Genomic DNA, 15,998 nt, shown 5'->3' with positions numbered 1-15,998 from the left:
GAGACAAACATGAGTGACGTGATGAAGGACATGAAGCGCAGTTTCCGCGACTACCAGCCGAAACATTTCCTCTGGGAAGTGAGCGAAAACGGCCGCGTCGGGACGGTTCGCCTCAATCGTCCGGAGCGCAAGAACCCGCTGACCTTCGAAAGTTATGCGGAATTGCGCGATCTTTTCCGCGATCTCGTCTACGCCTCCGACATCCGCTCGATCGTCCTGACCGGCGCCGGCGGCAATTTTTCCTCGGGCGGCGACGTCTTCGAAATCATCGAGCCGCTGACCCATATGGCGATGCCGGACCTGCTCGCCTTCACCCGCATGACCGGCGATCTCGTCAAGGCGATGAAGAAATGCCCGCAGCCGATCGTGGCTGCGGTCGATGGCATCTGCATGGGCGCCGGCGCGATCCTCGCCATGGCTTCGGACATGCGGCTGGCGACGCCCGAAACCAAGACCGCCTTCCTCTTCACCCGCGTCGGCCTTGCCGGAGCCGACATGGGCGCCTGCGGGATCCTGCCGCGCATCATCGGCCAGGGCCGCGCCGCCGAACTGCTCTTCACCGGCCGTTCGATGAGCGCCGATGAAGGCCAGGCCTGGGGCTTCTTCAATACCATCCATCCTGGTGACGCTCTCGAGGAAGAGGCCGTCAAGCTCGCCCATTCGCTGGCGGACGGCCCGTGGTTCGCGCACACGATGACCAAGACCATGCTGAACCAGGAATGGGCGATGGGCATCGAAGAGATGATCGAATCCGAAGCCCAGGCGCAGGCGATCTGCATGGCGACCAAGGATTTCCGCCGCGCCTTCGAGGCCTTCGCCGAAAAGCGCAAGCCGGTCTTCGAGGGCGACTGATGGCCAACCCCACGACCCTCAAAGGACCGGCACGCGATTTCCTCGACTGGCCTTTCTTCGACGACAGCCACAAGGCGCTCGCCGAAAAACTGGATGCCTTCGCGGCTTCCGGCGCGCTGAGCCATATCGACCATTCGGATACGGACAACGCCTGCCGCACGATCGTCAAGGCGCTCGGAAATGCCGGCCTTCTCGACGCGGCGACCGGCGCCGGCGGCAGCCGGCCGATCGACAGCCGCGCCGCCTGCCTGACCCGCGAAACGCTTGCCTGGCATGACGGCCTTGCCGACTTCGCCTTCGCCATGCAGGGCCTCGGCACCGGCGCGATCGGCCTTTTCGGTTCCGAGGAGCTTCGCCGAACCGTCCTGCCGAAAGCGCAGTCCGGCGAATGGATTTCGGCCTTCGCGCTATCGGAAAAGGAAGCCGGTTCAGATGTCGCCGCCATGGCTTGCGCTGCCCGAAAGGACGGTGACCACTATATCCTCGACGGCGAAAAGACCTGGATCTCCAACGGTGGCATCGCCGACGTCTACACGGTTTTCGTCCGCACCGGCGAGGCGCCCGGCACGCGCGGCATCTCCGCTTTCGTGGTGTTCGCCGACGATCCCGGCTTCTCGATCGCCGAGCGCATCGATGTGATCGCCCCGCATCCGCTGGCGACGATCCGCTTCGAGAACTGCCGCATCCCGGCTTCGCGCCTGCTGGGCGCGCCGGGTGAAGGCTTCAAGATCGCTATGCGGACCCTGGACATTTTCCGAGCCTCCGTCGCCGCCGCCGCTCTCGGCTTTGCCAAGCGCGCGCTGGATGAGGCGCTCGCCTATGCCAAGGCGCGGCCGATGTTCGGCAATCACCTGTCCGATCTGCAACTGACGCAAGCCGCCTTCGGGGACATGGCAGCCCAGATCGACGCCGGCGCGCTCCTCACCTACCGGGCCGCCTGGCGCCGCGACGTGCAGGGCCTGCCGACCACCAAGGAGGCCGCCATGGCCAAGATGGTCGCGACGGAGAACGCCCAAAGCGTCATCGACCGGGCGGTGCAGATGTTTGGCGGCCGCGGGGTGAAGAGCGGCGAGATCACCGAGAGCCTCTACCGGGAAATCCGGGCGCTGCGCATCTATGAGGGCGCGACCGAGGTCCAGAAGCTCATCATCGCCCGCGAACTGTTGAAGGCCTGAAGACGATCATGGCTTACACGACGTCCCGCCGATTGAATTTTGGAGATTGCGATCCCTCCGGCATCGCCTATTTCCCCTCATATCTGAACATCATGGTCGGCGTTTGCGAGGAATTTTTCGGCGCGATCGGCTCGCCCTGGCCGGACATGATCAGCCGCCGCAAGATCGGCGTGCCGACCGTGACGCTGGACGTCGCGTTCAAGAGCCCGGGCTACCATGGCGACATGATGGATTTCACCATCAAGGTTATGCGGATCGGCAACAGTTCCGCCGATCTCGAATACGAGGTGCGGGCCGGCGACAGGTTGCTCTGGACCGCCCGGCAGCGGCTGGTCGCCACCTCGCACGAAACCCACAAGGCCCTACCCTGGCCCGACGATATGCGCTCAGCGCTGACACAGCATTTGGAGAAGAATAATGCACACCATCCTGCAGCCTGAAGGCTGGGCAAAACCGATCGGTTACGCCAACGGCGTCGCCGCCACCGGCCGCCAGGTCTTCGTCGGCGGGCAGATCGGCTGGAACGGCCAATGCCAGTTCGAAACCGACGATTTCGTCGGCCAGGTCAAGCAGACGCTGCAGAACGTCGTCGCCGTGCTGGCCGAGGCAGGCGCCGGGCCCGAGCATATCACCACCATGACCTGGTATTTCACCGATAAGGCCGAGTATCTCGGCAACCTCAAGGGCATCGGCCAGGTCTACCGGGAAATCATCGGCAAGCACTTTCCGGCCATGGCCGCCATGCAGGTCGTGGCGCTGGTGGAAGACCGCGCCAAGATCGAAATCCAGGCGACCGCCGTCATTCCGGCCTGAGGCAGATCATGAACGAGACGATCGAATTTTCCGCCACGGTATCAACCATGACCCGCAACGGAGTTCTGGTCGTCACGATCGACAATCCGCCGGTCAACGCCACCTCTGTTGATGTCCGCAGTGGGCTTGAGAAAGCGCTCGCCCACGCAGAAACGGCCCCAGATGTGACCGGTGTCGTCGTCACCGGCGCCGGAAAGACGTTCATCGGCGGCGCCGACATCAAGGAATTCGGCAAACCGGCCATGGAGCCGATCTTGCCTGATGTCATCGAGACGATCGAAGGCCTGTCGAAGCCGGTCGTCGCAGCGCTCAATGGCGCGGCACTCGGCGGCGGCCTCGAAGTAGCACTTGCCTGCTACTATCGCATCGCCTCGCCGACTGCACAGGTCGGCCTGCCGGAAGTCAAACTCGGTATCGTGCCTGGCGCCGGCGGAACGCAACGCCTGCCGCGCCTGATCGGCATTCTGGCAGCACTCGACCTCATCACCTCCGGACGTTCGGTGAAGGCCGAGGAAGCCCTGAAGCTCGGGATCATCGACGAGGTAGCCGCGGGCGATCTCATCGAGGCCGCAATATCCGCGGTATTGGCGCTGGCTGGCAAACCTCTCCGCCGCACGGGCGAACTGGATGTCGCCGCTGCCGATCCGGCCGAAATCGAAAAGGCGTCAGTCAAAATTCTCGCCAAGGCGCGCGGCCAGAAGGCACCCGCTGAAGCTGTCCGGCTTGTCACCGCGTCCAGTCGCCCGCTTGCCGAAGGTCTGGCGGACGAACGCGCTACCTTCCTGACACTGCGCGACAGCCGCGAGGCCGCAGCGCTGCGCCATGTCTTTTTCGCCGAACGCGAGTCCTCGAAGGTCGAGGGACTGGAAGGCGTCCAGCCTCGCCCGGTCGAGACCATCGGCATCTGCGGCCTTGGCCTGATGGGCAGCGGCATCGCTGTCGCCGCCCTTGGCGCCGGTTATTCGGTGATCGGACTCGATCAAACGTCGGAAGCCGCTGAAAAGGGCCGCCAGCGCATCATCGGCCTGCTGGAACGCAATGTTGCCTCGGGCCGCCTCGACCAGGCCGGCTTCGAAGCCCAGAATGCGCGGCTTTCCGTGACCGCGGAGGATCTGGATCTCGTCCCTTGCGATCTCGTCGTCGAAGCCGTGTTCGACGATCTCGCGGTCAAGACCGATCTCTTCCAGCGTCTCGAGAAGGTGATCCGTTCGGATGCCGTGCTGGCGACCAATACCAGCTACCTGAACCCGGACGAGGTCGCCGCCGCGACCAAGCATCCGGAACGGGTGCTCGGCCTGCATTTTTTTTCGCCCGCCCATGTGATGCGCCTCCTGGAAGTCGTACGTTGCTCCAAGACCGCGCCGGACGTGCTGGCAACAGGGCTGGCGGTCGCCAGGAAATTGCGCAAGCTGCCGGTCGTCACCGGCGTCACCGAAGGCTTCATCGGCAACCGCATCTTTTCCGCCTATCGCCGCGAAGCCGAATTCCTGCTGGAAGACGGCGCCTTGCCGCACGAGGTCGACGCTGCGCTGGAAGACTACGGTTTTCCCATGGGCCTCTTCGCCGTCTATGACATGGCCGGCCTCGAAATCGCCTGGGCGCGCCGCAAACGGCAGGCGGCGACCCGCGATCCCTCGGCACGCTACGTCGAGATTGCCGATACGCTGTGCGAGGCGGGTCGCCTGGGCCAGAAAACCGGCCGCGGCTGGTACGCTTATCCGGAGGGCAAGCGCACCATCGACCCGGAGGTCACCGCAATCATAGAAGCAGCTCGGGCCAAAAAGGGCATCACCCCACGCGCATTCTCCATGAGGGAGATTGTCGAAAGGATGCTTGCCGCGATGGCTCTCGAAGGCGAGGCATTGCTGACGGAAGGGATTGCCGCGCGCGCCAGCGATATCGACCTGGTGATGATCAATGGCTACGGCTTCCCGGCTTATAAGGGCGGCCCAATGTTTGCCAGGACTTGAGCGCCCCCAGGTGGCGCTCAAGTACTAAGATGCTGAAATATATGAAATATTTCGATCCGCTAAAGGCTGCGGAAACGCTTCCACGTGCCTGTGTTTTACCCATCCAAAAGAGTTACGCTCATTTGATCAAACATGCTTGCATGTTTCCTTAATTCGCCTATTGTTTGCCCAAGCCTCGCAAGTAGGCATCTCCAAACAACGACAGGGAACGCTGCATGCTCGCACTTCCAGAGCTCACTCCGTCGAGATATTTTAACTATAAGATATCTTCCGCATCGTTGTCCCGTATTCCGACTGTCTCGTGGCGCGCTTAGGAGATCATGATGCCTTTCCCGTTTTCTGCATTCAAACGTAAGATGCTGCTGGGCACCATCGCTGCAGCCGCGATTGTCGCTCCGCTTGGAAGCATGGCCCGGGCGGCGGACTTCAAGTTCGCCGGTCCGCTCGATGCCTATACGCTCGATCCTCATGCGGTTTCGAACACGCTGATCTTCGCCGTTCTTGCCAATGTCTACGAGCCGCTTGTGCGCCGTAACGCGGAGCAGAAGATCGAACCGGCACTGGCAACCGAATGGAAGCAGACGGACGGCACGACCTGGGAATTCAATCTCCGCAAGGACGTGAAATTTTCGAACGGGAACCCGTTTACCGCCGATGACGTCATCTTCTCGCTGACCCGCGGTCAGGCCGGCGGCATCAAGGCGAACCTCAATTCGATCGCGTCGATCGAGAAGGTCGACGACCACAAGATCCGCATCAAGACGCGCGCCATCAACCCGATCCTGCCGAACCAGATCACCAACTGGTACATCATGGACAAGGAATGGGCCGAGGCGAACAACACCGTGCAGCCGGGTGCGGCCAACAACGCCACCGAGACCTTTGCCAACCGCAATGCCATGGGCACCGGTCCCTACGTCATCAAGGAGCGGGATCCGGGCGTGAAGACGGTCTTTGCGCCGAACCCGGGCTGGTGGGACAAGAAGACCGGCAATGTCGACAACGCGACGTTCTTCGTGATCCCCAACCCGTCGACCCGCGTATCCGCCCTCATCTCCGGCGAAGTCGACATGATTGACGGCGTGCCGCCGCAGGATGCCGAGCGCATCGAGAACGATGCGAAGCTGCACATGCAGGCGGGCCCCGACCTTCGCACCATCTACATCCAGCCCGACGTCGCCCGCGACAGCCTGATCTTCGGCAGCGAAAAGACCAAGAACCCCTTCAAGGACCTGAAGGTCCGCCAGGCCATGGAACTGGCGATCGATACCAGCGCGATCCAGAAGCGCATCATGCGCAACTTCTCTGTCCCCGTCGGCCTGCCGATCGGCAAGGAGGTCAACGGTTTCGACGCAGCCCTCGGCGCGCCGGTAAAGCCCGACGTCGACAAGGCCAAGGCGCTGATGAAGGAAGCCGGCTACGAAAACGGCTTCTCCGTCACGCTCGATTGCACCAGCGATCGTTTCATGAACGACGAAGCGACTTGCCTTGCTGTCGCCGCCTCGCTTGCCCGCATCAATATCAAGGTCGATCCGCGCGCCCAACCGACCGCCAAGTGGGCGACCCAGGTCAACCCGCCGGAATACAATACCAGCATGGCGATGCTCGGTTATTCGCCGGCCACCTATGACGCGCACATCTTCCTGACCTCGATCGCCGCCACCCGCGATCCCAAGAGCGGCCTCGGCGCCTTCAACATCGGTGGTTACTCCAATCCGGAAGTCGACAAGCTGATCGACCTGATCGGCAAGGAGACCGACCAGGCCAAGCGCACCGGCTATATCACCCAGGCCTTCAAGCTCATGAAGGCAGATGCCGCCTTCATTCCGCTCCACCAGTTGAACATTCTCTGGGGCGTCAAGGACAACGTCACCGTCGTCCAGCCGGCCGACCTTGCCTATCCGCTGCGTTATTTCACGGTGAAGTAATGACCATTGCATCCGATATAACGAGGCAGCTTGCCAGCCTCGTGTCTTATCCCACGGTCAGCGCCGTCTCCAATCTCGACCTGATCGAATATGTCGAAGCCCAGACCGCCCCCTTCGGCGGGCGTGTCCGGCGCTTTGCCAATCCCGAGGGCGACAAGGCAAACGTGCTGATCACGATCGGCCCGGAAGCGCCCGGCGGCATCATCTTCAGCGGCCATACGGATGTGGTGCCGACCGAAGGCCAGGCCTGGACCGGCGATCCGTGGACGCTCAGGGAAACGAATAGCCGCCTGATCGGTCGCGGCGCCACCGACATGAAGGGCTTTCTCGCCTGTTGCCTGGCAGCCGTGCCGGGCATTGCCGCCAAGAACCTCAAGAAGCCCATCCACCTCGCCTTTTCCTATGACGAGGAGGTCGGCTGCACCGGCGTCGGTTCGATGGCCGAATGGGTGGGCCAGAGCGACCTGAAGCCGCGGCTTGCCGTCATCGGCGAAGCCACCAGCATGGACATGATCGCAGCCCACAAGGGCGGTCTGATCGGCTGGTGCCGCATCAAGGGCAAGCCCGGCCATTCCTCCCAGCCCGACCGCTATGTCAACGCCGTCATGGTCGCCGGCGACATGATCGCCGAAATCAACCGCATCCGAGAGGACATGCGCAACGGCCCGCAGTTCGAAGGGCTCGACCCGCCCTATTCGACCACCCAGGTCACCGTCATCAGGGGCGGCCTGCATGGCAATATCGTCTCGGAAAACTGCGAGTTCTTCTGGGAAATGCGCCTCATCCCGGGTCAGAACACCTATGAGGTTCTGGACCACATGAAGCGTTTTGCGGCCGAAAGGCTCGAACCGGCCATGAAGGCGATCGATCCGTCCTGCGGCATCGTCTTCGACGTCCAGGCCAGCATCCCGGGCCTCAAGCCCAATAACGACCCGACGCTCGATGCGGAACTGTTGGCGCTTCTCGGCCGCACCGAACCCCGCTATGTTTCCTATGGCACGGAAGCGGGCATCTTCCAGATCGCCGGCGTCCCCTCGGTCGTCATCGGTCCGGGAGATATCGCCGACGCCCATCAGCCGGACGAATCGGTTGCGATTTCCGAGCTCGAGAAATGCGCCATCTTCCTCGACCGGCTCGGGGATAGCTGCTGCTAAGGAATTTGTCGTGCTGAATTATGCCGCGTCACGGATCGTGCAGACGATCATCGTCCTGCTGGTGATCAGCTTCATCGCCTTCCTGCTGGTCGCCAATATCGGCGACCCGCTGGCGGCCCTCCTCTCCGCCGACGCGACCGTCAACGAGCGGCTGGAACTGATCGCCAAGCTCGGCCTCGACCAGCCCCTCTGGACGCGCTTCCTGCATTTCATCGGCAACATGCTGCAGGGCGATTTCGGCTTCTCCTATCGCACCCAGGACCCGGTCGCCAACCTGATCGCCGAACGCCTGCCGGCGACCGTCGAGCTCGCCTTCGTCAGCCTGCTGATCACCATCGTGGTCGGCGTACCGGCCGGCATCTATTGCGGCGTCAACCCGAATTCGCTGTTCGGCCGCTTCATCATGCTGATCTCGACCGCCGGCATCACGCTTCCGAACTTCGTCGTGGGCATCCTGCTGATCGCGGTATTTTCCGTCCAGCTCGGCCTGCTCCCGTCGTTCGGGCGCGGCACGGTGGTCGATCTCGGCTTCTGGAAGACCGGGCTCCTCACCGTCTCCGGCTGGCGGGCGATCCTCCTGCCGGCAGCGACGCTTTCCACCTTCCAGGTCGCCTTCATCATCCGCATGCTGCGCACCCAGCTGATGGAAGTTGGCCAGAGCGAGCACATCCGTTTTGCCCGCGCCCGCGGCCTGTCGGAAGCGCGCATCTGGTATGTCTATGCGATCAAGAACACGCTGCTGCCGGTCATCACCATGCTCGGCCTGCAGCTCGGCAACATCATCGCCTTCTCCGTGGTGACCGAAAACGTCTTCGCCTGGCCGGGCCTTGGCTCGCTGTTCCTGCAATCGATCCAGGGCGCAGACATTCCGGTCATCGCCATCTATCTCATCTTCGTCGGGCTGGTCTTCATGGTCATCAATCTGATCGTCGAACTGCTTTATCCGCTGATCGACGCCCGTGTGTTGAGGAGGCAATCATGACGCCAGTCGTCAACATCCCGGCAGCCGGCCCAGCTCGCCGCAGCAGAGGCGCCAAGCTTTTGCGTGCCATGGGCAAGGCGCCCGGCGCCACGTTGTGTGCCATGGTGATCTTCGCGCTGCTGGTCTACGCCTTCGTCGTGCCGCTGTTCTCGCTGAACCCGTTCGAATTTTCCGGCATGTCGGTGCTGGACAGTTTCATTCCGCCGGCATGGATGGCGGACGGTTCTCCGGATTTCCCGCTCGGCACCGATGACCAGGGCCGCAACCTGATCACCGCCATGGCTTATGGCATGCGCACCTCGATCATCGTCGGCTTCCTGTCGGTCACCATCGGCCTCGTCCTCGGCGGCAGCCTCGGCCTGATCGCCGGTTTCGTCGGCGGCAAGGTGGATGCCTTCATCATGCGCGTCGCGGACGTGCAGCTTGCCTATCCGGCCCTGCTGCTCGCGATGATCATCGACGGTGCGGCCCGTGCGGCACTCGGCACCGAACGCAGCGTCGGCACCGCAATCGCGATCGTCGTGATGTCCATCGGCATCGCCTTCTGGGTCCAGTATGCCCGCACCATCCGCTCCTCCGTGATGATCGAGCGCGACCAGGACTATGTCTCCGCCGCCCGCATCACCGGTCGCAGCAATGTCGCGATCATCGTCCTGCATATCCTGCCGAACGTCATGGCCCCGGTTCTGGTCATCGCCACCATCAATCTCGGCATCGCCATCATCACCGAGGCGACCTTGAGCTTCCTCGGCATCGGCATTCCGGTCACCTCGCCGTCGCTCGGCACGCTGATCCGCAACGGCAACAATTTCCTGCAGTCGGGCGAATGGTGGATCTCGGTCTGGCCCTGCCTGATCCTCGTCCTCTTCGTCGTTTCGGTGAACATCCTCGGCGACCATCTGCGCGATGTTTACAATCCGCGCCTGCGGGGCCGCTCATGATCAACGCAACCGCTCCCCTCCTCGACGTCCGCGACCTCACCGTCACCATCAATCGCGAAGGGCGGCTGGTCACCGCGCTCGACAAGGTCTCCTTTTTCGTCAATCCGGGCGAAGTGCTCGGCATCGTCGGCGAATCCGGCGCCGGCAAGTCGATCACCGGCGCTGCGATCATCGACCTTCTCGTGCCGCCGCTGAAACGCACCGGCGGCACCATCACCCTTGCCGGGGAACGGCTCGACCAATTGTCCCCAAAGGCGATGCGCGGCGTGCGCGGCGGGCGGATCGGTTTCGTTTTCCAGGACCCGATGACCAGCCTCAACCCGGTGATCACGATCGGCCAGCAGCTCTGCGACACCATCCAGGCGCATCTGAAGCTTGGTGGCAACCAGACGAAAAAGAGGGCGCACGACTGGCTCGACCGCGTCGGCCTGCCCAATCCGGACGTCCAGTTCAAACGTTATCCGCACCAGCTTTCCGGCGGCATGCGCCAGCGCGTGGTGATCGCTCTGGCGCTCTGCGCCGACCCGGTTCTGGTCATCGCCGACGAGCCGACCACGGCCCTCGACGTCTCCGTCCAGGCCCATATCCTCGAACTGCTGCGCGACCTGCACCGCGAAAGCAATGTCAGCATGATGCTGATCACCCACGACCTTGGCGTCATCGCCAAGATGGCCGATCGCGTCGCCGTGCTTTATGCCGGACGCGTCGCCGAGATCGGCCCGGTCGGCGAGTTGTTCAATGCCCCTAGACATCCTTATACGCGCGGCCTGATCCGGGCGACGCCGATGCCGTCGGCCACGGGCGAGATGCGGCTCGACCAGATCCCCGGTGCCATGCCGGGACTTGGTGCGGTTCCACCCGGCTGCGCCTTCAACCCGCGCTGCTTCAGGGCGGAGGGTGACTGTCGCGCGACGATACCGCCGCTCTATCGCCAGGAAAGCTCCGCCTTTTCCTGTTTCCATCCGCTGGAAAGGGTGCCCGCATGAGCGCTTCCGATTTCCTCGTCCTCAATCACGTCAGCAAGGTCTACCGCCGCAACCAGAGCCTTATCGAACGGCTGAAGAAGAGCGAGAGCGGCGGCACGAAGGCCGTCAGCGACGTCAGCCTCACCGTCCGCCATGGCGAGACCATGGGCCTGGTCGGCGAAAGCGGTTGCGGCAAGTCCACGCTGGCGCGCCTCGTCTCCGGCCTGATGGCGCCCACATCCGGCGAGATCAGTTTTCCGCCCAATGCATCCGGCAACAAGTCGCGCCTGCAGATGATCTTCCAGGATCCCTATTCCTCGCTCAACGGCCGCTGGACGATCGAGGACATCATCGCCGAGCCGATCCGGGTGCATAAACTGCGCACCGGTAGCGCCGCGATCCGTGCCCGTGTCGATGAACTGCTGGTCCAGGTCGGCCTTTCCGCCGCGGACGCCGAAAAATACCCGCAGGAATTTTCAGGCGGCCAACGGCAGCGTATCTGCATCGCCCGGGCGCTTGCCGGAGAACCGGACTTCCTGGTTCTCGACGAGCCGACTTCGGCGCTCGACGTCTCGGTGCAGGCGCAGATTCTCAATCTGCTGCGCGACCTGCAGAAGAACCTCCACCTCACCAGCCTGTTCATCACTCACAATCTCTCGGTCGTGCGCATCATGGCCGACCGGATCGGCGTCATGTATCTCGGCGAACTGGTCGAGGAGGCGACGTCGGAAGAGCTGTTCCGCAAGCCGCGCCATCCCTATACGCGCCTGCTGATCGATGCCGCGCCGGACATGGATACCAGCGACCGCTCGCTGCATCCGATTGCTGGCGAGCTGCCGAACCCGGCCTTCCCGCCCTCCGGCTGCCGTTTCCACACCCGCTGTCCCTTCGCGCAGGAGATCTGCCGCAACACCTCGCCGCCGCAGAAAGCGACCGAGAGCGGTGGCATGTTCCGCTGTCATTTCGATCTTGATCTGTCGGACGCGACGGTCTTTCCGCCAGCCGCACAGGTCAGGATGGCCTGAATTTCAAGGATACCCCATGACGACCGTCTCCCGCCAAGCAACGATAGACAACGCCGTCGGCTATCTCGATGACGGTTCCCTCGAAGAAACCTTGCGCCGGCGCGTGGCAATCTCGTCCGCGAGCCGCGTCGTGGCCAACAAGCCGGATCTCTGGCGTTATGTCACCGAGGACATGCAGCCCTTTTTCGAGCGGCTCGGCTTCACCACCAAAATCTACGAGAACGATACGGCACCTGGCCCGTTTCTGCTTGCCGAACGCATCGAAGACCTGAACTTCACCACCGTCCTGCAATACGGCCACGGCGATGTCGTCGCAGGTCTCGACGGCCAGTGGGAGACAGGACTCTCGCCCTTCGAGATGACCGAGAGGAACGGCGCCTGGTATGGCCGCGGCACCGCGGACAACAAGGGCCAGCATGCGGTGAACCTCGCCGCCGTCGAGGCGCTGCTCGCGACGAAGGGCTCGCTCGGCTTCAACCTCAAATACCTGATCGAGATGGGCGAAGAGTCCGGATCGCTGGGGCTGGAGGAAATGTGCGCGGCGCACCGGGACGAGCTGAAGGCGGACGTCTTCATCGCCTCGGACGGCCCACGCCTCGCGCTCGACCGCCCGACCATCTTCCTCGGCGCCCGCGGCGGCATGTCCTTCCATCTGGAGATCGATGCCCGCGAAAGTTTTCAGCATTCCGGCAACTGGGGCGGCATCCTTTCCAACCCCGGCATCGAACTCTGCCACGCGATCACCGCCCTGGTCGGCCGCACCGGCCAGATCAAGGTGCCCGAGATGACGCCGGGTTCGATCCCGGAAAACGTCCGTGCAGCACTGAAGCATTGCCACATCACGCCCGCCGCCGGCGATCCGCCGATCGAGCCCTGGTGGGGCGAGCCCGGCCTCACGCCGGAGGAGAAGGTGTTTGCCTGGAGTTCCTTCGAGGTGATGGAGATGGAATGCGGCAACCTCGCCCAGCCGCTCTACGCCATCCCGCCGAAAGCCCGCGCCCGAATGCAGCTTCGTTTCCCGGTCGGCGTCGATCCGGATGCGGTCGTCCCGGCCGTCCGCAAGGCGCTGAAGGATGCAGGTTACGACCGCGTCGTGGTCAAGGATCCGACGGACGCGATTTTCCCCGCCAGCCGTCTCGATCCAGATCATCCATGGGTCAGACGCGTTGCCGCTTCGATTGAAAAAACCGTCGGCGCCCCGCCGGCGATCCTGCCCAATCTCGGCGGCTCGCTGCCGAATAACATTTTCTCGGATCTGCTCGGCCTCCCGACCATCTGGATCCCGCATTCCTATCCGGGCTGCCTGCAGCACGCGCCGAACGAACACCTGCCGATCTCGATCGTCCGCGAAGGGCTGGCGATGATGGCCGGGCTCTATTGGGATATCGGCGAGACTGCGGCGTGATCTTCAGCTTCGGCGTCAGGGCCTGCGCACGGCGCCGCTCGCTATGACAGGACCGGTCGCTACGCCTGTCGGCGAGCCGCCGAGCGGCTCGAGGCTGACGGCAAGCGTCGCGCCCTCGGTCAGGTTGCGACGCAGATCGGCAGGTATCACGAACTCTCCTGTCTGATCCGGCTCGAAGACGCCGAGAGACAGCGTTTTGCCGCTTCCGGGCACCAGCCAGAGCTCCAGCGACTTCTCTTCGCGTCCGCCGGCCGCGACCGGTACGATCCGCAAACGCCCGTTTCCAGCATCGTAGGAGGCAAGCAGGTTGATCTGGCTATCGGTCGAGGACAATTCCGCCACCAGCGGCGCATATCCCTGCGGACGTGGGATCACGCCCGATGCATAGACGACGGCAGCCACCGCAACCGCCGTCGTGGCAAATGAGAGCCGTCGCCAGAACAGCGCGGAATTCCACAGACCCCATGAGGACGGAGCAACCCGGGCGGGGCCGAAGAGCCGCGTTTCGATCCGGCCGAAAATCGCCTGGCTCGGCGCCACGTCCTCGTAGTCTTCGTTGAATGAGGCGAGGTCTGCCTGCCACCGTTCGACGATCCGGGCAAAAGCGCGGTCATTGGCGATCCGCTGCTCCACGGCGCGGCGGGCCTCGAGCGACAGGACGCCGAGCACATACTCGCCGGCCAGGATCTCGTCCTGCGGCCGCCTGCCCTGACTTTGTTCGCCCGACGTCATCGCTCCATGCACTCTCTCAATTTGAGAAGGCTCCGGCGCAGCCACGTGCGCACCGTATTCAACGGTACCTTCAATTCTTCCGCCAGTTCAAGATAACTCAAACCTTCCACATAGGCACGTCGAACCGCACGCGCATGCACCGAGTCGAGCTCCTCCATGCACCTGTCGATGCGACGGCCTTCATCCGCATTGGCCACCTGCTGTTCGGGATCGAGCGTGCCGTCGTCGGCAAGGTCGTAGGCGTCGTCAAGGTCCTCTGTGACAGGCTTCCGGGCTCGGAGGATGTCGATCGCGTGGTTGCGCGCGATCGCCGCCAACCAGGCAAGGGGCGAACCGGTATCCACGGCAAAAGTCCTGGAGCGCTGCCAGACCCTGACATAGATTTCCTGGAGCGCTTCTTCCGCGTCGGCCCTGTCTTTCAAGATACGCAGGCAGATCGAAAATAGTTTCGAGCTCGTCGCATTATACAACGACGCGAACGCTTTGCGATCACCCATCGCCACGCGATTGACCAGAGCCGCGATCTCATTGCTTTGCATTCGGAAAAAACCTCGCCGTCCCCATCTATAGAGAACGCAGATCTCAAAAAACAAGGCGCCTTCGTCGCAAAACCCGCGGCAGGGTCTTCCATCTCCTCGCAGCCGATATCCCGCCCTGCCTTTGCCTCGTCGGGATCACTGCTGCTCGCCGGGGCATCAGGCGACGTCGAGGGCAGGCACCGCCTGTCGACCCTTCGGAAAAGGCTTGAAGGTCAAGGCGATCAGGAAGGCGCCGATGCCGATCCCCCAGGAGCCGACATAGAGCCAGGTGTAGCTGGCGAGCGTGTCGTAGATCAGTCCTCCGGCCAGGGGGCCGGTCGCCATGCCCAGACCGCCGGCCATTGCCGTTCCGCCGATCACCGTGCCCATCATCCGCATCGGGAAGTTCTCGCGGGCGATCACCGCGTAGAGCGGCATGACACCGGCATAGATGAAGCCGAACAGCGCGGCGACCGTATAAAACGATCCGAGACCCTGCGCGAAAACATAGGCCAGCGCCCCGAAAGCCTGGACCAGCAGGCCGAGAACGAGAACCTGCTTGGCGCCGAACCGGTCTCCAAGAATGCCGAAGACGACACGCCCGCCCATGCCCGCCAGTCCTTCGATACTATAGATCGAAACGGCCGCTATCATCGGAATGCCGCAGGTCACCGCATAGCTCACGGTGTGGAAGATCGGGCCCGAATGGGTGGCGCAGCAGAAGAAATTGGTAAGCAGCAGGATGATGAACTGGGGCGATCTCAACACCTGCGCCGTCGACATGGACGACTGAAGTTCGCCGTCGGCGGGGGCAGCGGCATCGCTTTCTTTCGGAGCCGGGGCGCGCCTGACGAGGAAAGAAACCGGGATCATCACGACGGCCACCAGTATGGCGATGATCTGGAGCGACGTTCTCCAGTCGTAGATCGACACGAGCCACGCCGCGAAGGGCGACATGGTCATCGGCGCCATGCCCATGCCGGCCGAAACCAGCGAGACCGCGAGGCTTCGATGCGTGTCGAACCAGCCGGTGACGCAGGCCATCATCGGCGCGAAGATTGCGGCGATCGCCGTGCCGACGGCAAGTCCGAAGATGAGCTGGAAGGCCACCAGCGATGTCGTCAGGCTTGCCGATGCGAGACTGGCGGCAAGCAGGACCGAGCCGGCAAAAACGATGGGACGCGGCCCCCACCGATCGAACAGGCTGCCCCATGCGATGCTGGCGAATGCCATCGCGACAAATCCTATGGTCATAGCGCTCGAGACGCCGGTGACCGACCATCCGGTGTCGCGCGAGATGGGCAGGAGGAAAACGGGCAGGGAAAACATCGCTCCGATGGCGAGGCAGCCAAGCAGGCCGCCGGCCGCCACGATTACCCATCGATATTGAATATTGGTCATGTTCGTCTCCGTTTGTGGCACCCGGCAGCCAGCCATCGCGTCAACGATGTTGACCGCGCTGCCCGGAAATTCCGGTGTGTCAGAAAGTTCTATTGTCCGGACAGGTCCGCGATGGCCGGTTCTGGTTCCGATCGAAG

The 15,998-nt window shown here is 63.1% G+C and carries 15 protein-coding genes; 12 read left to right on the top strand and 3 right to left on the bottom strand.

Annotation, left to right across the window (positions count from 1 at the left end; translation table 11 throughout):
- Positions 1-9 precede the first annotated feature (9 nt).
- From C5J26_RS31500 to C5J26_RS31445, 12 genes are all read left to right on the top strand, one after another.
- Positions 10-852 (top strand): enoyl-CoA hydratase family protein, encoded by an 843-nt coding sequence (locus tag C5J26_RS31500; RefSeq protein WP_105405353.1) that lies wholly within the window; start codon positions 10-12, stop codon positions 850-852.
- Positions 852-2,027 carry an acyl-CoA dehydrogenase family protein gene (locus C5J26_RS31495; protein ID WP_105405352.1) on the top strand — a complete coding sequence of 392 codons (1,176 nt, stop codon included), beginning with the start codon at positions 852-854 and terminating at the stop codon, positions 2,025-2,027. Before C5J26_RS31500 ends, C5J26_RS31495 begins: the two co-directional genes overlap by 1 nt.
- An 8-nt stretch (positions 2,028-2,035) precedes the next feature.
- Positions 2,036-2,467 carry a thioesterase family protein gene (locus C5J26_RS31490; RefSeq protein WP_105405351.1) on the top strand — a complete coding sequence of 144 codons (432 nt, stop codon included), beginning with the start codon at positions 2,036-2,038 and terminating at the stop codon, positions 2,465-2,467.
- Positions 2,445-2,840 (top strand): RidA family protein, encoded by a 396-nt coding sequence (locus C5J26_RS31485; RefSeq protein ID WP_046637978.1) that lies wholly within the window; start codon positions 2,445-2,447, stop codon positions 2,838-2,840. The genes C5J26_RS31490 and C5J26_RS31485 overlap by 23 nt, the downstream gene beginning before the upstream one ends.
- Positions 2,841-2,848: 8 nt before the next feature.
- Positions 2,849-4,810, top strand: a complete 1,962-nt coding sequence (locus C5J26_RS31480) for a 3-hydroxyacyl-CoA dehydrogenase NAD-binding domain-containing protein (protein ID WP_105405350.1) — start codon at positions 2,849-2,851, stop codon at positions 4,808-4,810.
- Between the two features lie 320 nt (positions 4,811-5,130).
- Entirely contained in the window at positions 5,131-6,738 is a 1,608-nt protein-coding gene (locus C5J26_RS31475) for an ABC transporter substrate-binding protein (protein ID WP_105405349.1), read from the top strand.
- Positions 6,738-7,892: an acetylornithine deacetylase gene (gene argE / locus C5J26_RS31470; protein WP_105405348.1), complete on the top strand. Its 1,155-nt coding sequence runs from the start codon at positions 6,738-6,740 to the stop codon at positions 7,890-7,892. The genes C5J26_RS31475 and argE overlap by 1 nt, the downstream gene beginning before the upstream one ends.
- Positions 7,893-7,902: 10 nt before the next feature.
- A complete protein-coding gene (locus C5J26_RS31465) occupies positions 7,903-8,874 on the top strand; it encodes an ABC transporter permease (RefSeq protein ID WP_046637975.1) in 972 nt (323 codons plus the stop codon).
- Entirely contained in the window at positions 8,871-9,815 is a 945-nt protein-coding gene (locus C5J26_RS31460; protein ID WP_105405347.1) for an ABC transporter permease, read from the top strand. The genes C5J26_RS31465 and C5J26_RS31460 overlap by 4 nt, the downstream gene beginning before the upstream one ends.
- A complete protein-coding gene (locus C5J26_RS31455) occupies positions 9,812-10,801 on the top strand; it encodes an ABC transporter ATP-binding protein (protein ID WP_105405346.1) in 990 nt (329 codons plus the stop codon). The genes C5J26_RS31460 and C5J26_RS31455 overlap by 4 nt, the downstream gene beginning before the upstream one ends.
- Positions 10,798-11,805: an ABC transporter ATP-binding protein gene (locus tag C5J26_RS31450; protein ID WP_105405345.1), complete on the top strand. Its 1,008-nt coding sequence runs from the start codon at positions 10,798-10,800 to the stop codon at positions 11,803-11,805. The genes C5J26_RS31455 and C5J26_RS31450 overlap by 4 nt, the downstream gene beginning before the upstream one ends.
- Before the next feature lie 16 nt (positions 11,806-11,821).
- The gene (locus C5J26_RS31445; protein ID WP_105405344.1) at positions 11,822-13,210 is read left to right on the top strand and encodes a M20 family metallopeptidase; all 1,389 of its coding nucleotides are present in this window, start codon (positions 11,822-11,824) and stop codon (positions 13,208-13,210) included.
- A gap of 15 nt (positions 13,211-13,225) precedes the next feature.
- Here the strand turns inward: C5J26_RS31445 and C5J26_RS31440 are convergent, their stop codons facing one another.
- The 3 genes from C5J26_RS31440 to C5J26_RS31430 form a co-directional block, all read right to left on the bottom strand.
- The gene (locus tag C5J26_RS31440) at positions 13,226-13,942 is read right to left on the bottom strand and encodes an anti-sigma factor domain-containing protein (RefSeq protein ID WP_105405343.1); all 717 of its coding nucleotides are present in this window, start codon (positions 13,940-13,942) and stop codon (positions 13,226-13,228) included.
- Entirely contained in the window at positions 13,939-14,481 is a 543-nt protein-coding gene (locus C5J26_RS31435) for a sigma-70 family RNA polymerase sigma factor (RefSeq protein WP_105405342.1), read from the bottom strand. The genes C5J26_RS31440 and C5J26_RS31435 overlap by 4 nt, the downstream gene beginning before the upstream one ends.
- 156 nt (positions 14,482-14,637) lie before the next feature.
- Positions 14,638-15,861 (bottom strand): MFS transporter, encoded by a 1,224-nt coding sequence (locus tag C5J26_RS31430; protein ID WP_105405341.1) that lies wholly within the window; start codon positions 15,859-15,861, stop codon positions 14,638-14,640.
- Between the last annotated feature and the right edge of the window lie 137 nt (positions 15,862-15,998).

The organism is Neorhizobium sp. T7_12 (assembly GCF_002968535.1).
Classification (GTDB): domain Bacteria; phylum Pseudomonadota; class Alphaproteobacteria; order Rhizobiales; family Rhizobiaceae; genus Neorhizobium; species Neorhizobium tomejilense.
This window is presented reverse-complemented; position numbering and strand designations above follow the sequence as displayed.